Consider the following 25,380-nt stretch of genomic DNA (forward strand, 5'->3'; position numbering starts at 1 on the left):
CCCCGCTGGTGGTCGCAGCGGGGTCGGTAAAGATGGGGAGCCCACCCGGTTGGGTGGGCTGTGCCCAAGGGTTAGACCAGCACGACGTCGGTGATCGCCATGCCGTCGCCCGTGAGGATGGTGCTCACATCGTTATTGGTGACGCCGTTGACAGCAACCGTTGTACCAGCTTGCACCAGATTGCCGGTAGTAACCTCGGCGACCCAGAAGGTCCCTGCCGCACCTAAGCCGAAGGCGACGTAGGTCGCACTTGCAAGCGAGGACGCAGTTGCAGTGTTACCTCCACCCGCCGACATGGTGACGTTATTCAAGTCCGCCAGGAATGCGGTCACATTGGCATAGGTGCCGAGCAGTTGCTGCCCAGTGAGCGTTCCGCTCGTTTGGACAGCAGTCGCGCTCGCGACGGCACCACCACTGACCAAGCCAGAAGTGAGCGCCCAGACCGTTGTCGCAGCAACCGTCGCATTGGCAAAGAGCACGCTCGCATCCAGATGGATCAGATCAGTACCGCTATCTTCAAAGTTGCTGATCACATCGCCGTACTGGGTATCGGCCGTGTAGTTGAAGATGTCGCTCAAGTCGGAGGCAGTGATGGTGTCCTCGCCGACGCCACTGTTCACCTGGAAGCCGCCCGTGGTGCCAATCCGCGGCGTGACAATGGTCAGATCGATGGTGGTTTCAGTCGCTACACCATTGACCACGATGGTTCCGGCATTACCGGCGTTGTCGTCGTCGTAGGTGACACCATCGAAGAAGTCAGCGAACTGCTTGCTGGTGACCGTCAGATCGTTGTTGTCGGTATCAACCGTATCCAGGCTGCCAGAGAAGGTGAAGTCGGTCGCATCGACCGCGCCACCGGCTACCGTGAGGGTGTTGGTGCCGCCGCCGAAGTTGAGCGCGATCTCGTTGCCCGTAGCAGCGGTATCGACCGTGACATCATCATCACCATCACTCATCACGAACTGCGAGTTGTCAGCCGCGTCGTCAATATTGAGCGTGTTGTCACCGGCGCCCAAGTCCACGGCGAACTCGTCGCCAGCAGAGTCGACGGTTACGGTGTCATCGCCCTCACCGGTCTCGATGATCTGATCGTTGGCTGCGTTGCCTTGGGAAACCAAGGTGACATCACCCGTGGTCTGCGAACGAATCGAGCCCGCATCCGTGACGGTGCCAAGATCAGCGTCCTCCTCACCGGTCACCAGCAGGTCGGCGCTGTCGGTATTAATGGTGCCGCCAACGGTGATCGCGCCATCGGTCACATCGAAGGTCACGGCATCGAAATCGCTGCCGCCCGCGCCAAAGTCAACATCGTTCAGCGTGATATCGTTCAGCGCCCCAACGGTCACCGAGAAGTTTTCATCGTCGGCTTGGATGTCCAGCGTACCGGTCTGACTGTCGCCCGTGACAAATGTCTGGCTGTCGCCGGTCAGGATGGTACTAGCACCAAAGTTGCCATCAAGCTCGATGGACGTGACGTTATCGACGTCGCTGATGTCCAAATTCCCCGGCGTATTGACGGTCAGGTTGACATCACCGGTGACGTTGTTAATGACTTCATTACCCGTCAAAACAGCCGCTGTGAATTCAAGCGCGAAGTCACCCGTGCCACCCAAGGTCAGGCTGTCATTAATCGCATTAAGACCCACCTCGACCGTCGGCGGCGTTTCTGACTCCGCCAGATTGATGGTGAGATCATCGACACCGTTGGTCACGTCGATCACGCCGCCAGCGGTCTGGATGGTCGCGGCGGTGTTCTTCTCACCCGCCAACTCGGCGAGATCGACATCCTGATCTTCGCCGCTCATCACCATGACGCCACCCTGCGCCACATCGGTAATGTCGATGTCGCCCGTCGCCTCGCGACCATCGACAGTCGCCAGCAAGGACTCGTTATCCTCGAAGTCAACCGTGAAGCCGGTCACCTTGGTGCCCGCCACAAAGGTACCCGCATTGGTGTTATTGATCGTGACAGAACCAGCACCACTCAAGGTCTCCGTCGGATCGTAACGATTCACCGTCACCGTCTGCCCGCCAGTGGTATGCACCATGTTCTCGGCATCCAGAACGAAGCTACCGACTCGGGTCACCTCGAAGTTCGTCGTCTCAATGTCACGAACCTGCGGCGTCGCATTAATGCTGGCCGTGGTCGTAATCGTCAACTCATCGGCGTCAGTGGTCGTCTGATCAATGATCGAGTCGGTTGTCTGGTAGGTATCCTGCGTACCAGTACCCACGTCATTGTTCGGCGTGCCGATGAAGGTATCAACACCAGTAGTCAACGTGAAGGTGTCGCCTGCTGGTCCGGCGGCAGCGACAGCAGTGTCAACCGCAGCATCAATTTGAGCTTGGGTTGAATTTTCGTCGAGACTGTCGACTAAGGTTGCTGCTGCATCAAGGAACTTTTGCTGATCCGCTGCGTCGAGCTCGCTGAACGGCGTGAAGCCATCGGCCTTCTGGTCGTCGTAGAACTGAACGGAGGCGGTGATCCAGTTCTGGTAGAGCTTCTGGGTGGTGTCGACGGTGTCTTCATTCGCCCACATGCCATCGATCATTTCCATGACCAGGGTGCCGATCTCGGCAGAGTCATAGTCGGTGACGCCCAGAGCTTCCATGCGGCCCTGCCAATACTCGAAACCTGTAGCGTCTGGCGTGTCGACCTTGAAGATGTTTATGTACAGCTCGGTGAGGAAATCGTCACCGGTCAGCGGATTGCCCTCGGCATCTTGGTACAGCTCTTGTACTCGAGCCTGGTCAAAAAAGCTGGCGGCGGTGTCGACATAGGTCAGATCGCCATTGTCGATGGCGTCCATCCAGTAGTCAGCACCTTCGTAGTCCGCAGCCGCGCCCCAGACGCCGGCGTAGATTTCGAGAACCTGCTCGAGGGTTCCGTAGGATTCTGGTCTTGCCATTGTGAGATCTCCTTAATGGATCGATTTTATCGGTAGAGTCGGGTCAGTGTGGATTTTGGCCTTTAAGCTCGCGCGTGCGGCCGTAGTTGTGTTTTGGTCTTGAGCAACTAGCATAGCATCGGCGACGCGCGCATACCAACAGGGATACTAGATTACCGGACCATAGCTGGTCAATAGCGTAGCGTGATGTGTTATGCAAATTGCCCAATCAGTTTAGGATCATCTTCTCGCAGCGCGTTTTCATGAGGCGGCGGAAGGGTGTTAGGACCGCGAGCCAATCGCTTCGTTGCGGGCGCTTAAAGGGCGAGGTAACGGCAAATTGAGCGGTATCTTGAGGGAACCTACTGGACATTTACCTAATCCGCCTTGTGGGGCTTAGCTGGATAAGCTGGGTTGGAGGAAAGGCTGCGTTCAGAAGCATGTTGCGAAACCAGTTTGCGGGCAGTGGGGGGTAGCATAATAGCTTCTTCCTGGACCACCGTCATGCTGGACTCTAGTTGATTGGTTGCTGCACGTCAACTGTTATTTGACTTGACAAAACCGATGTAGCGCATTAAAGGCACTGGCGAAAACGGGTTATTGGCAAAAAACAGACAAGTGCTGGCTGTGGTGCGTTATGCCACGTGGCTGCAGTCCTGGTGAATCTGAACACCAGCACGCCAATTTGTTCCGCTTGATAAAAAAACCTCCCCTGCGCGTGGGGTGCGCAGTGGGAGGAGCTCTTTAAGGCTAGAAGCCGGTAAGCAGGTCGGGGATGCTGGCGATGGCGGCATCGCGCGTGGCTGGATCGGCGGTGATGCCACTCAGTATCTCAGCGCCGATCTGCTGCAGACGAAGCTTCTGCGCGTCGCTAAGGCTATCGTACTCAACATCAGCCACCACCTGCGCCTGCGCGAAGGCGAGACCAATCTCCACCAGGTGGCCGAAGCGCGCCATGTCATCGGCTGCGTCCGGGTTGGCCCAGCCACCGTTGAGCAGTGCGATAATCATCTGGTTGCGCTGCACGCGACCGGCGTCCAGCTCCCCACGCCAGAAAGCGAGCCCCTCGGCATCTGCCATGCGGCCAAAGATATTGGTGTAGAGCGCATGAATAAAGGTGTCGGTATCCTGGCCCACGGGGTACATGGCCTGGACGCCGGGCTGGTCGAAGAAACTCTGCGCGACAGTGAGCGCGACCCAGTTAGGGTCGGTGTCGATGTTGGTGGCCCAGTAAGCCAAACCGGCGGCGTCCGGGGCGTAGCCAACGGTGGCGATGTAGATTTCCATGACCTGCCAGGCTGTGGTGGCGCGCAGGCTGTCGGCGGGGTTGTAGAGAATGCCCGCCCAACCGTTGCCGACCATGGAGTCATTGCCCTTGCCCCAGGGGGCACCGAGAGCGATGTCGGTGACAGCGTTGTTGTCGAGATCGGCCAAGGCGATGGTTGTGCCCATGCGCCCGGCGGAGAGCGGATCACCCGGGGTCGGTTTGCTCTCGGGGGCGATGATGGCAAGATCGGCCTGGATGTCGATGGCGTATTCGTCATCCCAGCTGGAACGGCCGTAAAGGACATGAACCCAGCCGTTGGTGCCACTGACGGCGAAAGAATTGGTGGTGCTGATGGCCAGGTCTGGAATGCTGTCGTCGTTGATCGGGCCAATAGCCAGGGCGTTGCCGGTCTTGAAGCCGATGCGGGCGATATCCTCGCTCAGCTGGAAGGTGCTGCTGGCCTGCTCGAACAAATCGACGCTTGCGCCCCAGCTGCCACCAAGTAATAGGTAGGCGCGGCCTTTGCCGGTGGTGCCGGACTGCCCCCAGCCGGATCGTGGGGCGCCGATGACGAGATCCGCGATGCCATCGCCATTCAAGTCGCCGGCGGCGAGACGCTCACCGGTTTGGTCGCCCTCCACCGCGCCATAGATGACGCTGGTAGCTTCGCTAAAGATGTCAACCAGATAATTAATTTGACTGCCGGTGGGTAGGATGTAGGTTGCCCCCACCTCCGCGAGGTCCATGGTGCCATGGTCGCTATCAGGGGCGCCCATGATGAGCTCGGCGGTGCCGTCGCCGTTCACGTCGGCCAGGGCCAGGGCATGCACCTGAAAGATCTCGGAGCCGATCTGATCGCCAGCGACACCGCCGGCGATCATGGCATCGAAGTTGCCGCCGTCGGCGCCGGGGTCGGTGGTGAACTCGCCACTCAGGCGCTGTCCATAGTAGACAAAGACGGCGCCATTGATGCCGCGTGGCAGGCCATCGACCAGCGGGGCGGTTGGCGGATGACTGGGGCTGTCGGTGAGGTCGTCGGCGAAGATGAGATCGGCCTGGCCGTCTGCGGTGACGTCACCGATGAGGATGTCCGTCACATGCATCGAGGAGGCGGGCAGGATGGTGGCACCGGCGATAGTGGAGAGCGTCTGGGTGCCGGTCAGGTCGGCGGCGCCGAAGACGATGTCGATGCGGGCGTCTTCTTCCGCGACCGGAGCGTCTTGATCATTCACCCGCTGGGAGACGACGGCCAGGTCGTCGTAGCCGTCGGCGTTGAGGTCGCCAGCGGCGAGGCGGTGGCCGGCAAAGCCCTGCTGGCGGTCGCCGACCAGGGTGAGATCGGCGACGCCATCGTCGCTGGACTCGACCACGCCGAGGGGGCTGGCGATCTGGCCGCCGCCAAAGAACACGGACACCACGCCCGCCTCACTGACGCCGCGCGGACTGTCCTGGCGCGGCGCGCCGATGGCAAGGTCCTGGATGCCATCGCCGTTGAAATCCCCCACCGCCATGGCGCTGCCGAGCTGGGCCTCGCGCTGGGGGCTTTTGATCACGGTGCCAAAGCCGGTGAGCTGCGGGCTCTCCCCCACCGAAATGGGAACCGCAGCGAAAAGCGGCGCGGACACTAGGGCAGCAAGAGCGCCGGCCAGTGAGCCGGCCAGTGAGAAAGCGCGTTTGCGAGCGCGCCGGGGCTTAGCTCCAGAGGGGAAAGCGGCGGAACAACCGGCGCCAGATGTCTGCAAAAACCTAAACCCTGGGTGTTTCATGGGCGAGGAAACCTCATGTATTTCGTGGGGAGCGCTATTATCCACCATGTCGGCCCAAAGCCAAAATCATCGTGGCACCCTCGCCAAAATCCGTGGAAATGGCGCTGCCGCAGGATGCCTTTGCCGATGCTAGATCGATGCCGCAGAAGGGCCGGGGGATCAGCGATAGGTCCAGTGTTGGTGCAGCAGGAAGCTGATGATTGGCACCACTGTCACCACACAGGCGATGCCAGTGTAGTAAGGCCAGCCAAGCGCGTCCACTAAAGCGCTCAAGGCAATGGTCGCGAGGAGCGAAACCAGGGAAACCACAAGGAAACGCATCAGGGAACCACCCCCGAGGGACGCGGTGAAGCTCCACAGCGTATTCATGGTGTAGGACACCAGGGTGGCGGTGCAGAAGGCCAGTGCGTTGGCGAGCGTCGGGTTGGTGCCCAGTGCTTCGATCAGGCTGGTGGCAACCAGGATATGGGTGGCTGTCGCGAGGACACCCACGCGCGCGAAGCGGCTGGCTCGCAGCAGCTTGGTCATGGATTCCGCGCCCCTGGGTGCCGCAGCACGGCAAGAACCGAAACACCGAAAGGAAAAAACCAGCGCGGGATGATGGCCGCCTCAGCGGCGAATATCCTCATGAGAAGGCTGTTAAGCCATGGCGGGGGCAGGCTCGCGTCGCTCTTGACGCCATCAGACGTTGGCGCGGATGCACTCGTGGTGTGAGATTTTTGTGCGCAATTGGTGTTCCTGGTGGATCGACCGCCGGGTCTGCGCAAGCGTGCCAGCAAGCGCGCGATTGCGATGGGCGCGAACAGCAAGGTATTGAAGTAGCCAATGCGCACCGGCTGCAATCCGGCGGCTTGCGCTTTTTGCCGCAGGCTGGCGGCCGTGTAGCGGCGATAATGGCCATGGGCTCGGTCGTGGTCGCCATAGAGCCAGGCGTAAGCGGGCACGGTGAGGATGGCGATGCCGCCCGGGGCGAGGCGCGCGCGGACGGTCGCCAGCGCAGCCTGGTCATCCTGCACATGCTCGAGTACGTCGAACAGGCCGATGAGGTCGAACTGGCGCCCGGCAAAGGGCAAATGATCGGGCAGCCAGCCGCGCTGGATATCGGCGCTGGGCGCGCGCTGGCGGGCCATGCTCAGGGCGTAGTCGTGCATCTCCACCGCGCACAGTGGGCCGAAGCGCGCGAGCATGGGCAGATTTCCGCCCGGCCCGCAGCCGATCTCAAGGACCGATGAAAACGCCTGCATAGGGGTATCGCGCTCTGGCGCCTCGCGCACATGGTGGCCAAGACCGAGGTTTGCAATCAGGCGAGCCAGAATGTGGCGGCGGGCAAGGAACCACCAGTGCTGGTCCTGCTCGGCGGCCATCTGGCGGTAAATGATGTCCTCCATTAGGGCTCCCGAGAGTCTGTGTCGTGAATGGCACGGATGAGATACAGCGGACGCTGCTTGGACTCGAGGTAAAGGCGGCCGAGATACTCCCCCAGCACGCCGATACCGATGAGCTGGACGCCACCAAGAAACAGCACCGCAGTCATCAGCGAGGCGTAGCCGGGCATGTCAACGCCAACCACGAGGGTTCTCAGGGTGATGAACAACCCGTAGCAAAACGCCAGCCCGGCAACCAGGGCGCCGCCATAGGTCCAGATGCGCAAGGGGACGGTGCTGTGGGAGGTGATGCCCTCGAGCGCGAAATTCCATAAGCGCCAGCCGTTGAATTTGGAGTGCCCGGCACTGCGCGGCGCGCGGGTGTATGCGACCGTTGTGGTGCGAAAGCCAACCCAGGCGAACAGGCCTTTCATGAAGCGCCGCCGCTCAGGCAGCTGGCGCACGGCCGCGACGACGGCGCGGTCGAGCAGCCGGAAGTCCCCAACGTTGTCGGGCAACGGAACCTCGCCGATGCGGTTGTGCAGACGGTAGAAGACCTCGGCACTTTGACGCTTAAGCCAAGAATCGCTGGTGCGGTCGCTGCGTCTGGCCAGGACGACTTCATAGCCCTGGCGCCACTTGGCGACCAACTCCGGAATGAGTTCCGGTGGGTCTTGCAGGTCGACGTCGATGGGAATCACCGCATCGCCCCTGGCGAGGTCCAGTCCAGCCGTCAGGGCGGACTCCTTGCCGAAGTTGCGCGACAGCTCGACGATGCGGATAGCCGCGCAGTCTTGCTGGGCGCGGCGCAATGCGCCGAGGGTGTCATCCTGGCTGCCGTCGTCGATGCAAAGGATCTCAAAAGGCTCACCGGCTGCAGCCAGACTCGGGAGCAAACGAGCAAAAAAAGGCTCGACCGCAGCTTGTTCGTTGTACAGGGGGCAGATGATCGACAGCATGGGCTGAATGTTCCGCAATACTTGCGTTTATGGCTGCGCCCGCGGCAGCCGTGGCGATTCGGGTGCCAGCTCGAGCGCCGCGGCACCCGGCAGAAGAACCCAGTAGCCGTCGTGATGCTCCAAGCGATCACCCGGAGCAAGCCGCGCCTGGATTGTCGGCAGCAAGGCGGGTTGGGTGATGATGTAAAGCGCGTCGGGGTCGACGATGCCAGCGAGAAAGTCTCGCACCGCTTGGTCGCGTTGGGCCTGGGCCGCGGCTGACGGGGGACGGCCATAGTACGCGATGTTAATGCCGAGCTGATGCCGGGCAGCGTAGTCGGCAAAAGGCACGAAGTCGTGCACGGAAAATGTGGGTGGCACCAGCAGGACGCGGTCGTAAGGGGCCGCGGCCCGCGACCAGAAGGCACCCTGGAAGGGCGACTGGTAAACGGCTGCGGCGTCTTTCATGGTGGAGCGATGGTAGACGATAAGGCGCAGATCCTGCCACTGGAGCAACAAAGCGGCGGCAACAATGGCGATGAGCAGGCGCTGGTTTGCAATGCGCTGGGCGCCAATGAGCGCAAAGAGGATCAGGGCGTAGTGCACTGGCCAAAACATGCGCCCGGTGGCGCGGAACACTTCGACGACGGAGGCCGGATACGGGAGCTCCAGCAAGGTCTGGGTGCCCAGGGTGATGCGCGGTGAGAGCGCGTAGAGCGTAAGTAGCACGCACACCCCAACCAGCGGCAGCCAAAATCTGTAGCTGCGCGCGACCTCGCGCCACTGTCTGAGTGTTGTCGCGAGCGCCAAGGCAAGCAGCAGCAGAACCCCAAGCCCGAGGTAGTTGAAGCCTTCATACTGGCCGGCCGTGGCCACCGGATGGCTCGGCAGGAAGGCGGACTGCAGTGTAACTGTTGGCAAAAACGGGGCGAGCAGGTTCATGGAATAGAAACCGGCGCCACCCCCGGAGTAGCCACCAATCACGAAGTAACCAGCCAGCCACATGGCAACCAGCGGCAGCAAGAGCATCGGGATGAGCGCGCGCAGCAGCGCGACGATACCAAAGGCGGTGTCTTGCAGCAGGCCGCGGCTGAGCGAGGCCACGCCAATGGCGGCGACCATAACCGCCAGGTAGGCGTGGGTGAGCGCGGCAAGTGCGATTAACAAGCCCCAGAACCAACCCGCAGCACGAAGCCTGTCTGAGAAGTAAAGCAGCAGGGCAGCCAAAATGAGCCACTGGCCGAGCAGGGAGAAATGCCCAGCGAATTGACCGCCGCTGCGGATGACCATGATGGGGCTGAGCAGGAAAAAGCCGGTTCCTAGCAGGACAAACGGGAGGTTGTCGCTGAAGCGCCGCAACAACAAGGCTGCCAGCGCGCCTTGCAAGAGACAGCACAGCAGTATCCACAGTCCGGTGTATTGGAAGGGCTCTGGCAACCAGCTGGAAAAGGGCTTGAACAGCAGCGCCAGAATGGGGATGGAATCGCTGTAGACGATGGATGCAGCAATCTCCAATCCGTAGCGATGCAATGCCCCGAGCGGGAAAGACCAGGGCTCATGGCGGAAAAAGGCCCAACCGAGGTAATGGGTGGCCGCGTCGCCTTGCATCAGCCAGCCGATGTTGGCCGGGTCAAGCCGGGCGACACCGTAGATGACAACATAAAAGATCAGCCCGAGGATGGCTCCAGCTGCCATGACGGCGGCTGGGCTGCGGAGCCAGGCAAGGGGTTTGCTGAAGTCGGGGTCGGCTGGTGATGCGTGTTGCATGCTGGGCTTTTGCGCAGCCGCCAGCGCTGAGGCCGCGCTCATGAGCGAGCGCCGCTCTGTGGGCTTGGATTTGCGCTTGCGTTTGCGTTTGGATTGTTGAGCAGTGTCGCGGTGAGCAGCCCGCGCAGGAGCTGGGAGATGCGGCGCCAGTCGTGTTGGTGCAGCCATTGCGCTTGGGCGTCGGCAAGGCGCTCGCCCGCATGGGGGTCGGCAAGCCAGGCGTTCAGGCCCTGGGCGAGTTGCTCGACGGAGGTGCCGGGGAGGAAGTGCACGGCGCTGGCGACATCCTCAAAAATATCGAGTGGCGTGCAGAGCACGGGCTTGCGGCTGGCCAGGCCCCAGCGCACGGCGGCGCTGGAGGATTCCTGGGTGTGCTGGTAGGGGTAGACAATACAGTCGGCGCGAGCGAGCCAGGCGAGCGAGTGGCTGTCTGGCAGGTAGTTGTTGATGAGGGTGACGTGCTCGCTTAGGCCAAGCGCGGTGATGCGCTCGCTACAGGCGTCGCGCTCGGCATTCGAGACGGGCGCGGGATAGAGCGCGTTGAGCAACAACAGGTGCGTATCGGGGTGGTGCTGACGCACCTGGGCGAAGGCTGAGATGAGCTCGCGCACGCCTTTGTGCGGGAGGAGAAAGCCATAGCTGGCAATGATGCGCCGCCCGGCTGGCAGCGCGCTTGTATCCAGCCCGGTGGCGGGTGTGAGATCGGTCGCAACGCCATGGGGTAGTAGGGTGGTGATCGCATCCAATCCCAAATCTCTGAGATGATTGAGATCAGCCGTGCCATGCACGAATAGCCGCTGACAGCGGCCAAGCTCAGGCAGCAGGCTGCGCAGGGTTTTTAGCTCCGAGCCCCAGTAGACGTCCGCGGTGGAGTGGAAAACGACAAAGGTCTGCACGCCATGGGCGTGCAGCGCCTGGAGCAGGCGACGCAAGTGCTTGAGGTTGAAAAAGGAGAAGTTAAATTGAATGACCACTTGCTCGAGCCCGGCAGCGACAATGGCCTGCTCAAGTTGCTGGAGTGTGTCTTTCTGCCCGGCGCGCCAGCAACGCTCAACCCTTGGGTGGCCAGGGCGGCCAGTGGTTTCAGTATCCGGCTGGGTCAGCTTGGCATCGGTGTTGGCCAGGATGAAGGTGTCGGATAGGGCCGGGGTGAGCAGTTTCTCGCTATAGGTCGCGATGCCGCAGGCGCTGTGCCAGGTGGTCACGCAGCCCAGGCGCAGGCTGGGCTGGAGCATTGGCACCTGGCCCGAAGGGGACTGGGCTTGGAACCAAGCCGCGAGCCAATCATCGAGGCGGGCGGCAACGGCGTCCCAGCTGTAGTCGGCGCTGATGCGGGCATGGGCGGCCTGCACGCGCGCGCTGGTGTAGACCCCCAGAGTGCCGGCCTGATGCTGGCTAAAGAGCTCGCTGAGGATTTTGGCCAAATGACCGCTGTCAGGCTCGGCCCAGACGGAGGCGCCCTGCCCCATGTGGGTGCGCGCGCGGGCGAAGCGGTAGTCGATGAGCCAGGCGGTGGTGTCGTCGCAGAAGTCCGTCTGACCACCAAAGCCTGTGGTCACGACGGGCAGGTTGTGGAGCATGGCCTCGGCCATTGGCAGGCCGAAGCCCTCGCCGCGGCTGGGGGCGACGAGCAGGTCGGCGCGCTGGTACAGGGCGCGGATGGCCCCGTCGCTGAGGTCGCGATTGATGAGCACGACTTTGGGCGCCCGCGGGTGCTCGCGGCGCCAGTCGCCCAGCTGACGCTCAATGTCGTGATGGGGGTTGGGGAAAGTCTTGATAACCAGCACGATGGGGTCGGCGGCGGTGAAGGCTTCGGCACAGGCGGCGAGCAGGACGTCGATGCCCTTGCGCGGAAAGGCCGATGAAACATGCAGCAGACAGAAACCGGGCGGAATCTCGGGCAGCTGCGAGGGGTCCGGTGCGGCGGCAAGAACATGATCGACACCGATACCGATGGTGCGCACGGGCAGGCTGACGCCATTGTCGATGAGGGTGCGGCTGACGTAGTCCGACATGGTGGTGACGAACTGACAGTGGCGGTTGAACTCGAGCACATTTTCCCAGGGAAGTTGCGATTCTTCCCAGCCGTAGGGGCCCAAGCCGTTGATGAGGCCTTTCATGCCGCTGGCGCGCGGCGGGTACATGAGGCGCAGGGCGCAATCGGCAAGCAGCTGATTACGCCCGGCGTCGAGCAGCTCGGCCAGGCCAGGATGGGCGGCAACTTGCTTGGGATCGACCGGGTAGTCTCCCGGGCCTTCGCTCGGATACAGGCCCACCCGGCCCGGATGGCGCCGGGCGAGGGCGAAGGCCAGATGGCGGTTGACGATGGCAAGGCTGTAGCTGGTTTCGCACGGGCCTTCGAGGCGATAGCGCAGTGGTGCGGCGACGGGATCTGAACCGTCGGCTGCTGGGTTGTCTTCCACGCTGGCGTGTGGCAGGTGGAGATCGAACCGCAGGAGGTAATCGCGCAGCCTGTCGTAGAGGGCCTGGGGACGATAGGCGGTGAGGTGGGCCACGGCGGCTTGGTTCAGGTGGGCGCGCACTCGGGGGTTGTCGATCAGCTCGGCCACTGCGGCGGCGGCGGCGGCCGGATCGTCGCTGTCGAGCAGCAGGCCGGCGGCGCCGATGGTGTGGGGGATGTTGCTTGCCGGCGCGGCATAGGCCAGCACGGGCAGGCGGCGTGCCATAGCCTCGATGAGCGGCATGCCAAAGCCTTCATGGCGACTCAGGCTGAGGTAGAGATCGGCCTGTTGGAAGTAACGAGCGAGCTCGGCGTCGGCGACTTTCCCGGGCAGGCTGATGTGCTCGGCCAGCCCAAGGGCGCTGATGCACGCGCGGATTTGCTCGACGTAGTTGGTATCCGTCATGCCGCCGACCAGACTGAGATGCACCGGCGTTTGGGACATGGTGCGCAGCTGCGCGAGCATCTCGACCAGACCAAGCTGGTTTTTGTGCGGCATGATCCGACCGACGAACAGCAGCCGGAAGGGGGCGCCGAGCGGGCGCACGGCATGCTCGGGGCGCAGTTGCACGCATTTGCTCAGGTCCACCAGCAGCGGGATGGCGGCGCAGCGCTCAGGCGCATAGCCGTGCTGCAGGAGCAGGCTGAGGTTTTGCTCGGAGTCGGCGATGGCGCCGGTGAGCCAGTCGCGCCAGGCATCGAGCTGCTGCCAGCCCTGGGCCAGCGCCGGGCGGATGGGATCGGAGGCGGCAAAGAATTCAGCCGGCGTGATGTTATGAAACACCAGAAAACGCTTGTCGGGTAGCGCCTGGAGCTGCGCCTCGGCGGAGTTGCCGATGCCGTGGTGAATGAGCAGCAGTTGCTCAGGATGGGGCGCGTAGCGCTTGAACTGGCGCACGCGCTTTTTGACCGGTGGGTCAGCGGAAAGGCAATAGATTTCCGAAGCAAAACCGGCGGCGCGCAAAAGCCTTTGGGTGAGGAACATGCCATTGGCAATGCCGTCGCCGGCATGGACTGCGAGGGAGAACTGATGAATGGCGCGCGGGGTCATGTGGGTGCTTCGCTCGCGTCTCTGGACTGGGTCATCGTCTGGGCAAGATGCTGGGCAAGGTAATCGGCCAGGGGTGGCAGGAGTGCATCGGGGTCGAAGCGCGCGAGGTTGTTTTGCGCCGCCTGCCTGAGCTGGGCGTGCAAGCTGGTGTCGGTGAGAGCTTCCGCTAGGGTGGCCGCCAGGACTCGCGGGTCGCTGCTGTCCAGTAGCAGGCCGGATTCACCCAGGGTGTCAGGGATGTTGGAGCTGGCCAGAGCGATTGCCGGAAGCTTGAAGAAGCCGGCTTCGGTCAGGGGCATGCAAAAGCCCTCGTGGGCGCTAGCAGTCACGTAGACATGGGCGTTCAGGTACAACCAATTCAGGTGCGCCTGTGAGCATTTGCCGACGATGAGCACCTGCTCGGTCAGCCCCAAACGGGCGCGAACCGCGTGCAAATGGTCCGCGTAGGCAGGACTGGTAGTGCCGCCCACCAGAACGAACTGAGGACGTTGCTGCGCGGGCAGATGCTGTTGCAGGTACCAGAGCGCCTCAAGGAGCAGGTGCTGGCGTTTGTTCTCGACCAGCCGACCAACGCTGAGCAAGAACGGGCGGCTGGGGTCGGGTGCCCAGGCTGGCCGCGCCGCGGGAATCTGCCCAAGTTGCTCCAGGTCCACCAGCAAGGGCAAGGTGCACACATTCGGGTAGCCAAGCGCCGTCAACTCGCGGGCATTGTAAGGTGAAACGGCAATGGCGCCCTGGCACAGCTGCTTCCAGTCAGCAAGCTGCTCACGACCTTTGGCGGCGTAATGGCGCTCGGCCGTGCCGGGAGCGAAGTAGTGGCTTGGGGTGATGTTGTGGTAGACAAGAATACGCGGGCCAGTGTAGCGCTTGATGACGGACACGTGGTTGTGGCCCATGGAGTGGTGAAACACCAGGACATCGCCGGGGTCGGACTGGAGCGCGTCGGCGGGCCGGATGTCGTGTTTCAGCTCAGCAGGAAACAAATTGGCATGGATGTGGCTACGGTAGCCAAGCCGACGCAGCAGTTTGCGGATAAACAGCGCCGATTGGGTGACACCGTCGCCCACCGCAGTGGTGGGCAAGTATTGATGAATGACTGGAGGCACGGTGCGATGCTCGGGGCGCGAAGGTCCGGTGGCCTGGTTGCAAGGTGCCGATTGACAATGTGCGGAATGTCAGTGGCTGGACCGATGGGGTTGGGTCAGTTTGATGCGGGTATTTGCGCACTGACAGCGTAGTCCTGCGGGCCGTAGAAGAGATAGTTGCAGCGCTTGGCGGTTTCGCTGGTTTCCGGCAGATGCTGGCTGGCGTCGACTGGGTTGAGTCTGTGGACCTGGATGTCAGTGAACCCGTGGTAGTCGAGCATGAATTGCAGCAAGGCCGGTGGCAATGGGTGGCGATGGGTCGGGTCCATATAGAAGCTGGTGCCTGAGGTGAGTAGATTTTCCGGATTGGGGGTTTCGAGTATCAGCAGGCCTCCAGGGGCGAGTGCCCGAGCGCAGCCGCCAAGAAGTGCCAGCAGGGTCTCGACGGGTAGATGCTCAATGAGATGAAAGGATGTAATCAGTGCAAAGCTGGCTGGCTGTTGCTGCGCTAACCAGGTGAGCGCATCGGCCTGCTCGGCGCTGTGGCCGAGCGCTTGGCAATGATGGATATTGTGCGGATTGAGATCGATGCCCGTCGCCTCGATCGATTCGCTCCGCAGCACGTTGAGCCACTCGCCGCGCCCGCAGCCGAGGTCGGCCGACCGGAGCTGGGGGGGGGCGTGCAGGAGCCGCTGGTTTTTCAGATGTTTTTTCAACAGGGGGCGGTAATAGCCGAGGCGCTCTTCAATACTCGCCGGGTCGCCGCGGAAGTTGTCCTCGAATGCGACGTAGAAGGCCTGGTCTTCGGGCGCGGGTGGCGCTGTTTGGACGCTGGCCGGTGCCTGGCTTGCCACTGGCACCGCACTTGCGCCCTCGATTGTGCGAGCCAAAAGCGCCTGCACGGAATTTAATTCAGCGATCCGGCGCTTGAGGCTAGGTAACTCTTGGCGGATGTCCGCAGCAGCGCGAATTTTGAGCTGTATATCCTGCCAGCGCTCTTCACCCAGCTGCCAGCGCTCTTCACCCAGCTGCCAGCGCTCTTCACCCAGCTGCCAGCGCTCTTCACCCAGCTGCCAGCGCTCTTGAGCCTGCCGGTGCAGATCATCATGCTGGTTGAGGTGCGCGGATGCCTGTTGCAACAAGGCCTCAGCTGCCGCCAGACGTCCCTCCGTGCGCGCTTCCAGTTGGTTGATCCGATTAAGCAGTCGGTAGGGTTGTAGCCAGGCGTAAACTCTCACCGCTACACTGCCAAGCACGGGAATGCTGGCGACCCAGGCCTTTAGCTGAACAAGATTGAAACGGCGCATAGAGTCCGGCGGCGGCTGTTGCGGAGTCAGATCCGGGGGCGGGGTATCCCGCATGGACTCGAGCCGTGCCTGGACACGGGCGTTCAGGGCAGGGAAGTCGATCTCCGGATTATTGGGTATTAGCATGGTCGCGGGAGTCTGGGCGGCGGACGGGGACGTAGGCGAAAACGCGTCAGGTGCCGGGGCTGGGCGCTCTAGGGCGGTGATGACGCGCTCGCGCGTAAGCTGGCCTTGGGCGGCGATAGCGAACAGCGAGGGGGCGTCGCGCCAGTCGCTCTTGGTGAAGCGCTTGGCAAGGCTGCCTGCCGGAGTTTGGTGGTCACCAGCCCACAAGAGCACCTGCGCAAAGGCGTCACAGAGCTGGCGTCGCATGACACGCGGCGATTGCTCGTTGATGTGCATGGTGAGTTCGTAGTGGGTGCGCGGCTCTGCGGGCAGCATCTCTCCACGCGCGGCGGCCTCGCGCCGGCGGCGGGGATAACCATAGCGGTAGTACCAGAGGTTGGGGAAGCTGTGCACAATCAGGCAGCCCGAGGGACTCAGGTGGGCCGCAGCCAGGGCGTACAGGCGAACATTTTCTTCTGGTGCCAGATGTTCGATCAGGTCGGAGGCGAGGATGAGATCATAAGGCCCCTGCCACAAAGCAACGTCGGTGACTGAACCACACTGCAGCCGCACGCGGGCGCGGGCTTCAGGCTCGCCAGCGAAGCAGTCCTCAGCCAGACGCACGGCCGCCTCGGCATAGTCAATGGCGTCAACCCGGCAACCCAGGGCGGCGAAATAGCGGGTGAGCTCGCCGCGCCCGCAGCCGAGGTCGAGCACCCGGGTGGACTCATCAAACGGCTGCTCACGGTGGGCCGTGGCCAGGCGCGCCATAGTGTCGAGCCGGGGGTCCAGCGCCTTGCCGCCGGAGGCTGTATAGGTGGCAAAACCGCCGCAGTCTTCGAGGTAGTAAGCATTGGTATAGGTGTCACGCAGGGACGCGCTGGCGTGGACCGAGGGTTTCGATAGCGCATTTGGGTCGGGTTCAGCCAGCACGTCAATGTGATCGACTCCGCTGGCCTGATAGCAGTCGAACAGGTCTTGGGCATCGATCGTCCAGCGACCGTCTTTCCAGGCGCCCAATGCCTGGAAACGGTAGCCATGCAAGGCGAGCAGCTGAAAAATAGACTGCCAGGGTGCTGCGGAGATATTGGTAAGCGCCTCGGGCGAGAATTCGAACACCACGGCCGGCTGCCAACGGGCAAGCGTATGAGTCAGCCCCTTTAAGGCAAGGTATTCGCCACCCTCAACGTCGATTTTGATCAGATCGATACGCTGCTCTGCAACCAACTGGCTATCCACTGGAACCACGGGGACCAACTCGGCGGCGAGTGCGACCTCGACGCCGTCTGCCAAACTGCCAGCGATGCCATTGGAATGGGAACTGTTGTATCCGAGCAAGCCAAGCTGATCCCCGGCAGCTGCCATGAGCACCCGCAAATGGTAGAACCTATTGCGTCGGCGACTGGTTTCAAGCAGCTTGACATTCGCTGCACTTGGCTCGACCGCAAGCACAAAGCCGTTCGGCCCGACCAGGCTCGCTGCCAACATCGAGAAATAGCCGACATTGGCGCCGATATCGAGTACTCCGCTGCCAGGAGACAGACGCTCGTGGAATACACGGGCAACATGCGGCTCGTAGGTGGTGCCGGTCGCGATTGCCTTGCCAACTGCGAGATCCGTGCTGGAAACTAACAGGCCAAACCCATCGAGCTGACACCATTGCAAGTCGTCGAGGAATTGGCGACCTATCAGTCCACGGCCAGAAAACTCGCGTGAATTCACGTAGCCGCTGACGACCGAGGCCAGATCCTCGCCGACACGGGCGCTATGGCCAGACCATTCGCTCCGGCTGGGGAGACGACCTAGCAGCAGCCGGAAGCAATTGAAAATATCTGTCGGCGAGGCGTGCGGATCAAACTCACCATCGCACCAAGCGGCAAGATCGTCGCTACGGGGCGTCATTTGCGATGGGCGTTTATTCATGCGCGCTCCGAAGAGGGCTCCGTGATTGCGACTTGCGGGTGCATGTTGAAGTAGCCGTCGTAGCGGATGGCGTTGGGATTTGTTTCTATGCTGAGCATGGCAAGTTCGTGTGCGAAGAATAGAATCTCCTCAAAACTACCTGTACCGTATGGACGATTACCGACCCCCACAGTGACGGAATAATCTCCTGCGACGAGATTGGCATCGAACCGCCAGGTGACTGCGACACTTTGCCCAGCACTTACCGGCTCGGGACGCTGCCCCATACAATGTGTATTTGTCTCGAAGACGGAATGGCCAAAACGGTTGCGTACGCCGATTCCGTAATGGGGTTGATCAAGATCCTTTAGCGCCTGAATGCGCGCGATAATGGTGAGCGGCGATTCGCTGGTGACAGCCTCAACTGGCTCACCGTCAGCATTGAGCAGATGCAGACCCAGCAGTCTGACCTGACCAGTGCCGATGAGCGGCTGAGTCTCGGCCATGGTCGGTTCGCTTTTTGATTTAGCGACCGTTCCTTGCGGCGCTCTTGACGTGGCTTGTGACGGAGCGTGAATTTCAGCAGGCACATCACCACCGTGACTGTGCTTTAACATGCGTGCGTGATAATGATCAACAACGGCGGCAGGCACACCCTGGTCAATAATCCGTCCATCCTCAAGCAGGATCGCGGTATCGCAAAGCATTTTTACAGCGCTCAGATCGTGGGAGACGAACAAAATACTGCCCCCCCGTTCGCGAAAAGCCTGGATAGCACGCATGCACTTCTGCTGGAAATAGGCATCCCCTACCGACAAAGCCTCGTCCACGACGAAGCAAACCGGATCAGCATGGATGGCAATAGCAAAAGCAAGCCGCATCAGCATGCCTGAGGAGTAGGTCTTGAGCGGCTCAGCAATGAAGTCGCCAAGCTCAGCAAAGTCAATAATGGCGTCGCGGCGCTCGCGAACCTGGGCAGGATTCATACCAAGCAGCATGGCATTGGCGTGAATGTTGTCGACCCCGGTCATGTCCATGGTAAAACCGGTACCCAGTTCCAGCAGCCCGGTAATGCGCCCCGAGATGTCGATACGGCCAGTGTCGGCGATGAGCACGCCGGTGAGAATCTTGAGCAAGGTGGATTTACCGGCGCCATTCGGACCGATGATACCGAGCGTTTCACCGTCTTCGATACGAAAGGAAACGTCGCTCAGTGCCTGGTGCACGCTGTGGAAGCTGCGGCGCAGAATGATCTCACGCAAGCGATCAGATGGCTTGCGGTAGAGGCGAAAGCGCTTGCTAAGTCCGTCGGCAGCAATCACGGTATCAGGCTTCCAACGTCAGGCGGCCGATCTGAAATACCAGCAGGAAGAAAGCCAGCGACAAACCAATGAGCGCTGCGGTTGAGCGCGCCTGCAGATGACGGATGATGAAGTGGGCGGTGATCAGACTGGCAAACAACAGGGCGACAGTAAGGCTGAGAAAGAAAGTCACAGAAAATCTCTCACGTCTTTCTCCAGCGCCTTGAGCACAAACCAGGACAGCAGCAGGGTGGCGTGCGCAATGATGGCGAGCTGCGATAAGGCAGTAAAGTCCGGCACCACGCCATGGACAAAAATATCCCGATAGGCAGCCACGAACAGATAGGCCGGATTGAGTAATGCCTGAAGATTCTGCACCCAGACCGGAGCGATATCGGATACCCACACGATAGGGGTGAGCCAAAACCAGAAAGTGAAGAGAACCCCAACCATCTCCTTGATGTCTTGCAGAAAAACGTTGAGCACGCCAAAGAATAACCCCAGCCCGAAAGCAAAAATTTGTTGCAGGATGAAAATCAGCGGTAACAGTAAGATGAGGTTATTCGGCAATTGCCCGATAATGGCGAGAAAACCGAGGAAAAGACTGAGAGAAATGGCAAATGTGACGGACTCCGAAAGCACAATATAGATGGGCAAATAGGCTAGCGTGACCTGAATCTTGCTAATAATGTTTCGCTTTTCGAAAAATACGGTGGAAGACCGGGATACGGTGTTCGCAAAAGCGAGCCATGGCAGGAGCCCGCTGACCAAATAGATAGGATATCCGTAGGTTGAGCCTTCCTCGCCAGCAAGCCTCGCTCCCATGACGTTAGCGAAGATAACGGTGAAGATAAAAATCATCACCAGCGGATGGATAAAGGCCCAGGCTGCCCCGAACGCCGAGCCGGCGTAACGATCGACGAAATCCTGGCGGGTGAAGTTCAGCAGTAGCAGCGGACTCATAGGCGACGAGATTATACCTGATTCTCAATCAGCGGGGAGCGGACCTCGGGGCAACAAACGAAATCGGTTCTAGGCAAATTTCTGCCCTCATCCGCCTTCAACATGAATTGCCATAGACAAGGCCGGCACTCTGAACGAGCTCGCGATTAACACCCGATGAAACCGATGACCATGTCGCAGAGCCCCTGAGCGCTTGCTATCCTCCGCTCACAAAGGCTCAGTTTTCACAACGGCTTCACAGCCCTGGCAATTAAAACCAAGTCGCCGCGGTCATCGGCTTCACGGTGCTCCTCAGGAAAGACTAGAACCTATTTCTAGATCACCTCAAAAAATGGATTCCCGTCACCGAGGCTGCTGTCGAGGATACCTGCGAGCGTGATTTGTGACCCCGGTGTGCTACTGCTGGGGTCGGGATCATTGAAGGCAATAACCGTTTTGTCATCGAACGTATCGACGTAAACAAGAGCCCCCCCAGCCTGGACATCCAAGAACGAAGCCCAGTCAATCGGCGTACCAGCAGCATCATCAAAGTGTAGAGTGTCCTCGTTGACGTTGAAGTTCTCAATGATCACGATATTCCCTTCAGCACTCGCGACACCACTAGTCGAGTCGAACCCAATGACAAAAGTCTCGGCGAGTCCATCAGCACCGCTGAGGTCGCAAAATCCGCTCGCAAGGGTGACAGTCATTTCACCACTACTGAGCGCCTGAATTGCTTCGCCCGCATGTGTTTGAATCGTTGCCGAATCGGTGTCGTTGCCAATTTCGGCTAGGAGATTGCGGGCGACAGCAAGAAAGATGTCCTGCTCTGGGGCACTCATTCCCGCGTAATCGATATTATTGCTGTTCTGTCCTTCAACAAAGGCATTCGATGCCTCGACCCAGTTGCGATAAAGCGCTTGCGTGGATGAAGCGGCGGCATTAGCCCACATACCATCTATCATTTCCATCGCCAATACGCCGATGTTGTCACTGTTATAGTCGGTGATTCCTAAATCGGTCATCCGACTGAGCCAATAGTCTAATCCCTCTTGATCAGCACTGGCGACGTTGAAGATATTTTGATACAAGGCGTTTACGAACGCCTCACCTTTAAGCGGAGTACCTTGACCATCTTTGTACCGATCCTGCACCAGTGCCTGGTCAAAAAAACTGGATGCTGTATCTATATAACTGAAAATGCCCTGGTCAATCTGCTCTTGCCAATACGCAGATCCAGCGGTGTCCGGCGCTGCGCTCCATATCCCAGCATACAGCTCAAGCACCTGCTCATAGGTTCCGTAACTATCTGGCCTAGCCATATCTATTACTCCGTAGGGGTTGTTTACTGATCATTCTGCTTTAATGTATCACATTGCCTTGTCAACGGTCGTTTACACCATTTGGGCATTTAATGGCATCTCACGACAAATTCGTAGTTTGTTCCGAACCAGAGGCGCCGCCAAAATTGGGCGTCTCGAACGCGACGCTGTTTAGGAGGCTGTCCGACTTGCAACTTTATGATGATGTAAACTTCTTTTTTTAATTATTTCAATGGATCGTATTAGCATGGTTGCAAAATCTTACCAGATAAATTTACAGTGCCCTGTAGTGGCGCAGTCAGCCGGGTGGCTTCCATGTCCGCAGGTACTTCAGGATCCAGCATTTCCATCGCAGCCTGCGCAGCTGCATCAATTTTAGCCCTAGTTGAGCCAGCCTTGTGCTGTCCGAGCTGAAGAACAACGCGCCATACTGTTTCGACGAGAGACCATTCCGGAATACTCCTTATGTTGGCGTTGCTTGCAACTCCTGCTGGCCGTATTGTCACCTACGATCATAATGTCTAAAGTAGTATTGAACTTACGGGTCGCAGATCCTAACAGATCCGCTCGGGGCTTGGCAGACTTACAAGATAAAAAGCCAAGCACCCCGATTGGAGTGCCCGGCGTCGGATGCAGTCCGGCCGGAAAGAAAAGGGGTACTGCGTGTTGCTCTGTTTTGAGTTCATTGTGCGTTGATTGCTTATTTTGAGGCACTGAGCCCTGCAAGCACGATTGGAATATTAGCAATGGCCGCATCTCGTGTGGTCTCGTCAACAGTAACGTCAAGCAACATGTCACGCCCTACCTCGCGCAGATATTGCTGATACGCTTCACTCAGTTCGCTATACACGATGTTGTTGTCAGCTTGGTACTCGGCGAAAGCTAGGGCAACCTGAATGCGAAGGCCAAAGCGCTGCATGTCTGCAATGGCATCCGGGCTTGGATTAGCCCAGCCGCCATTGATCATAGCAATGAGCATGTGCTGTCGAGCAATCTGGCCGGATTCGAGCTGGGTCAACCAGTAGTCATAGCCCTGTTGGTCGGCACCGCGACCGAACAGGTTGCGATAGAGCGCATCAATGAAAGCTCCATAACCGGCTTCCGGCGGGTAGACCTGTTGCACCAGCGGTTGGTCGAAAAAGCTGCCAGCCACTGTCTCCTGCGTCCATTGGGGCAGGGTGTCGATATTCTCTATCCAATATTGCAGACCTTCGTTATCTGGTGCGTAGCCCAATGTTGCCATGTAAATCTCGGCCACGGACCAGGCAGTGGTTTCGGCTCTCGTGATTCCACCACCGAAAGCCGCTGCGACAAATCGGTCGGCATCCATATCCAGGCTGCAGGTTGTCGCCGTGCCCTGCTCCGCGCAATCTCCACCCCAGCCGATGAACTCTGTCCCGGCATCTGGCGTAGCGGTCAAAGTGACCCGAGTTCCTGCAAGAAAGCTTGTCTGGCAGTCGATCGCGCAGTCGATACCAGCAGGAACGCTGCTTATCTCGCCTAGGCCAATGCTGGCCACATCGAGCATGAACTCGCCAGACTCGACCGCGCTTATGGTAATCGGTGAAAGTGCGGCGAGGCCATTGTTGGTTTCGTCGCTTTCGGGGACTTCTTGGTCTGCGTCGGCGTAGGCGCCGAAGTAATAAATGCCGGGAGTAATGTCGTCGGGCAGAGTGATGGAGTCGGAGCAAGGCACGTCTGTCCCGCCGGGTGGGAGTTCTCCGATAACGCAACCCCACCCAATGTTGGTGTCTGACAGGCTGATAGCGGAGTCTGTCGAGAGATAGTAGCCCAACCAAGTGGAACCAGCTGTGGCGTTCCCCGGGTTACTAGCACTAGCTGTCACTTGAATTTCGCCTCCTGGTATGGCGGTGGCCGAACTGGTGACCGAGGTGGCGATCAGATCGGGTAACAGGTCTGGATCAACCGGATCTGGGTCAACTGGGTCTGGGTCAATCACCGCTGCGCGATAGGCGGCAACGACATCCTTGGTCTCACCAATCAGACGTGCGTTGTCACCGTTAGTGGCATCTCCGGCCGCGGTGCCTTGGTAGTTTTCGCTCGGGGTCGAGAACAAGGGTGCTTCCGTGTAATCAGGACGGCCATCATTGTCGCTGTCGTCGTAGGCCATGATGGTGTGATAGTCCACACCGTTGGTACCGGTGAAGTACCAACCAGCAGAGTATTCTCCGTCCAGATACATGTTCGGCCCTGGATCCGATGTCTGATACTTGGAATGATCGGCCCCAAAGTTGTGCCCCATTTCGTGCGTCAGCGTGTGATTGAGAGCGACCGCCTGAATGGCGTTGACGGTATAGGCGTAGTTCGGACTGCCTGACCAGTTACTCAGGACCCACCCAACACCCACGTAACCGTACGCACTGCCGTGATCAACCAGCATGCCGACTAAATCCGCTCCGTAAGTGTCCCGTGCATGGTGCACATCAGCAAAAACCCCCGCGCCGCCGGACAGTGCATCAAGGTCATCGCCCAAGGGTGACCGGGGGCCAGAGGTGGTGTCATAGTCGACAGCCATCGCGTGAACCAGCCTGAAATTGGCATCGATGCCGCTGTTCTGCATGGCCTGATTCAGCCGCGTGACCACGTCCTGGGAGAAGGTCGCCATGCCGCCGTTGCTCGCCACCCAAGCGCTGGCGCTGTTGTCGTAAACGAGCATGATGTCGATCGTTGTCGCCGCCCGCACAACCTGGCCGATTGGCAGAAGACAGAGCATCAGCACAAAAGTCCGCGCCGCTGTTAGTAAACCACCGTAGTTCGAATATTTGTTGACCATGAATGGCTCCTAGGAAAAATTGCCGCCAGACAGATGTCCAAGGCGGTCAGTCAGCCTGGGGGTGATACCCGCATGATGAGGACGGAAAATCACTGCTGGCTTGGTGCGAGCGGAGGAACCCGTGGTGGTTCGTGAATTCTTGGAGGCATTCTGGCGGGATCGATTTCGGTCACCGCTCCATATCCGGTAGAGCTATCGCCAACCACCCTGTACACCCGACCGCTTTCCGGGTCCGTGTAGGTGATCAGATAGGACGCTGGCGAGACAGTCATTGAGAAGGTCGAAAAGTCGCTCGTCGGGACGCGGCCGTTGAGAGATAGCACCCCGGGTGCAGGCCGCACTCGGGATGTCAGTTCAACGTCGAGCAGGGTGTCGGAGAAAAGCCCGAGTTGCAGCCGCTCAGGCACTGCGTCGGCAGTACCGTCGGTGTTTGCGCGCGCGGCCAGGCGATTCGTGCGTTGTTCTTGCGCTAGCGCTGCTGTATCAAGCATGACGGCGCCGGTGCGCAGGACGTATTCAGGCTTGTTATCGCTTGGCCATCCGTCTGCTGGAGAGGCTTTGGCAGATCTCTGCTGGTCTGCGAGCAGTTCATCAGGCGCGGTTGTCGGCCACAGAATCACCGTTGGGTTGCTTTCTTGCAAACCGGCCACGGCATTCACGGCCGAGTGGCTGCTGGATTCGGCCGCTTGGGAAATACCCTGAAACCCCATAATTACCAAGGGAACCGATAAGAGCAGTGGAACAGGTCGCATGGCGGCTATCTCCGGTTGGTCGTGCAAGTGTGCTGTAGCTGAAAAGTGCGTTGTTGGTCGAGAATATGCAGAGCAGGAGATCAACACGCGGCGGATCCGCTGTACGTAATTAGACCACGTGTGTGTAGGGCGACACAAGATACAGATTAACGGCAGAGGTTACAAAAAATTAAGTAGCCCTTGCTGATGCCAGACTTTGTAATTGTGCATGTCACGGCTTCGACGCACTTGAGTCGGTGTTATTATAGCTCGGTCTTGTCGCAAGGTGATTTCCGGAAACGATCATCTTTGTGCTCGGTTCCTGACCTCTGTGGCAGCCTAAGGTCCGGCGCGCTCGGATGATACAGTGACAGACATTACCGAAGCTA

General features: G+C 59.8%; 15 protein-coding genes. All 15 read right to left on the reverse strand.

The features are described 5' to 3' along the window. Positions 1 to 71: 71 nt before the first annotated feature. Positions 72 to 2,909: a beta strand repeat-containing protein gene (locus Thiosp_RS24445; RefSeq protein ID WP_201066573.1), complete on the reverse strand. Its 2,838-nt coding sequence runs from the start codon at positions 2,907 to 2,909 to the stop codon at positions 72 to 74. 729 nt (positions 2,910 to 3,638) lie between these two features. Continuing rightward, positions 3,639 to 5,744, reverse strand: coding sequence for a DUF4214 domain-containing protein (locus Thiosp_RS24450; protein ID WP_201066571.1), 2,106 nt, complete (start codon positions 5,742 to 5,744; stop codon positions 3,639 to 3,641). 336 nt (positions 5,745 to 6,080) lie between these two features. Continuing rightward, positions 6,081 to 6,449: a GtrA family protein gene (locus tag Thiosp_RS24455; RefSeq protein ID WP_201066569.1), complete on the reverse strand. Its 369-nt coding sequence runs from the start codon at positions 6,447 to 6,449 to the stop codon at positions 6,081 to 6,083. Then, on the reverse strand, positions 6,446 to 7,309 hold the full coding sequence (locus Thiosp_RS24460) for a class I SAM-dependent methyltransferase (RefSeq protein WP_201066567.1): 864 nt from the start codon (positions 7,307 to 7,309) through the stop codon (positions 6,446 to 6,448). Before Thiosp_RS24460 ends, Thiosp_RS24455 begins: the two co-directional genes overlap by 4 nt. After that, positions 7,309 to 8,244 carry a glycosyltransferase family 2 protein gene (locus Thiosp_RS24465; RefSeq protein ID WP_207188050.1) on the reverse strand — a complete coding sequence of 312 codons (936 nt, stop codon included), beginning with the start codon at positions 8,242 to 8,244 and terminating at the stop codon, positions 7,309 to 7,311. Before Thiosp_RS24465 ends, Thiosp_RS24460 begins: the two co-directional genes overlap by 1 nt. Before the next feature lie 27 nt (positions 8,245 to 8,271). Continuing rightward, positions 8,272 to 10,032 (reverse strand): DUF6311 domain-containing protein, encoded by a 1,761-nt coding sequence (locus tag Thiosp_RS24470; RefSeq protein ID WP_201066566.1) that lies wholly within the window; start codon positions 10,030 to 10,032, stop codon positions 8,272 to 8,274. Continuing rightward, complete coding sequence (locus Thiosp_RS24475) at positions 10,029 to 13,502, reverse strand: glycosyltransferase family 4 protein (RefSeq protein ID WP_201066564.1); 3,474 nt, start codon at positions 13,500 to 13,502, stop codon at positions 10,029 to 10,031. The genes Thiosp_RS24470 and Thiosp_RS24475 overlap by 4 nt, the downstream gene beginning before the upstream one ends. After that, a complete protein-coding gene (locus tag Thiosp_RS24480) occupies positions 13,499 to 14,608 on the reverse strand; it encodes a glycosyltransferase family 4 protein (RefSeq protein WP_201066562.1) in 1,110 nt (369 codons plus the stop codon). Before Thiosp_RS24480 ends, Thiosp_RS24475 begins: the two co-directional genes overlap by 4 nt. A gap of 95 nt (positions 14,609 to 14,703) precedes the next feature. Next, positions 14,704 to 17,922: a class I SAM-dependent methyltransferase gene (locus tag Thiosp_RS24485; protein ID WP_201066559.1), complete on the reverse strand. Its 3,219-nt coding sequence runs from the start codon at positions 17,920 to 17,922 to the stop codon at positions 14,704 to 14,706. Beyond that, complete coding sequence (locus Thiosp_RS24490; RefSeq protein WP_201066557.1) at positions 17,919 to 19,223, reverse strand: ABC transporter ATP-binding protein; 1,305 nt, start codon at positions 19,221 to 19,223, stop codon at positions 17,919 to 17,921. Before Thiosp_RS24490 ends, Thiosp_RS24485 begins: the two co-directional genes overlap by 4 nt. 4 nt (positions 19,224 to 19,227) lie before the next feature. After that, a complete protein-coding gene (locus Thiosp_RS24495; RefSeq protein ID WP_201066555.1) occupies positions 19,228 to 19,395 on the reverse strand; it encodes a hypothetical protein in 168 nt (55 codons plus the stop codon). Then, positions 19,392 to 20,165 (reverse strand): ABC transporter permease, encoded by a 774-nt coding sequence (locus Thiosp_RS24500; RefSeq protein WP_201066553.1) that lies wholly within the window; start codon positions 20,163 to 20,165, stop codon positions 19,392 to 19,394. Before Thiosp_RS24500 ends, Thiosp_RS24495 begins: the two co-directional genes overlap by 4 nt. A 314-nt stretch (positions 20,166 to 20,479) precedes the next feature. Continuing rightward, the gene (locus tag Thiosp_RS24505; RefSeq protein ID WP_201066550.1) at positions 20,480 to 21,466 is read right to left on the reverse strand and encodes a DUF4214 domain-containing protein; all 987 of its coding nucleotides are present in this window, start codon (positions 21,464 to 21,466) and stop codon (positions 20,480 to 20,482) included. Positions 21,467 to 22,166: 700 nt separating this feature from the next. Continuing rightward, positions 22,167 to 24,260, reverse strand: coding sequence for a M12 family metallo-peptidase (locus Thiosp_RS24510; protein ID WP_201066548.1), 2,094 nt, complete (start codon positions 24,258 to 24,260; stop codon positions 22,167 to 22,169). Between the two features lie 89 nt (positions 24,261 to 24,349). Further along, positions 24,350 to 25,012 (reverse strand): hypothetical protein, encoded by a 663-nt coding sequence (locus Thiosp_RS24515; RefSeq protein ID WP_201066546.1) that lies wholly within the window; start codon positions 25,010 to 25,012, stop codon positions 24,350 to 24,352. Between the last annotated feature and the right edge of the window lie 368 nt (positions 25,013 to 25,380).

The sequence above is a fragment of the Thiorhodovibrio litoralis genome (assembly GCF_033954455.1).
Lineage (GTDB): Bacteria > Pseudomonadota > Gammaproteobacteria > Chromatiales > Chromatiaceae > Thiorhodovibrio > Thiorhodovibrio litoralis.

Bases quoted from the DNA above. Each gene is read 5' to 3' on its own strand.
- Thiosp_RS24445 (WP_201066573.1), bottom strand. From the start codon at position 2,909: ATGGCAAGACCAGAATCCTACGGAACCCTCGAGCAGGTTCTCGAAATC.
- Thiosp_RS24455 (WP_201066569.1), bottom strand. From the start codon at position 6,449: ATGACCAAGCTGCTGCGAGCCAGCCGCTTCGCGCGCGTGGGTGTCCTC.
- Thiosp_RS24460 (WP_201066567.1), bottom strand. From the start codon at position 7,309: ATGGAGGACATCATTTACCGCCAGATGGCCGCCGAGCAGGACCAGCAC.
- Thiosp_RS24465 (WP_207188050.1), bottom strand. From the start codon at position 8,244: ATGCTGTCGATCATCTGCCCCCTGTACAACGAACAAGCTGCGGTCGAG.
- Thiosp_RS24470 (WP_201066566.1), bottom strand. From the start codon at position 10,032: ATGAGCGCGGCCTCAGCGCTGGCGGCTGCGCAAAAGCCCAGCATGCAA.
- Thiosp_RS24475 (WP_201066564.1), bottom strand. From the start codon at position 13,502: ATGACCCCGCGCGCCATTCATCAGTTCTCCCTCGCAGTCCATGCCGGC.
- Thiosp_RS24485 (WP_201066559.1), bottom strand. From the start codon at position 17,922: ATGAATAAACGCCCATCGCAAATGACGCCCCGTAGCGACGATCTTGCC.
- Thiosp_RS24500 (WP_201066553.1), bottom strand. From the start codon at position 20,165: ATGAGTCCGCTGCTACTGCTGAACTTCACCCGCCAGGATTTCGTCGAT.
- Thiosp_RS24505 (WP_201066550.1), bottom strand. From the start codon at position 21,466: ATGGCTAGGCCAGATAGTTACGGAACCTATGAGCAGGTGCTTGAGCTG.
- Thiosp_RS24510 (WP_201066548.1), bottom strand. From the start codon at position 24,260: ATGGTCAACAAATATTCGAACTACGGTGGTTTACTAACAGCGGCGCGG.
- Thiosp_RS24515 (WP_201066546.1), bottom strand. From the start codon at position 25,012: ATGCGACCTGTTCCACTGCTCTTATCGGTTCCCTTGGTAATTATGGGG.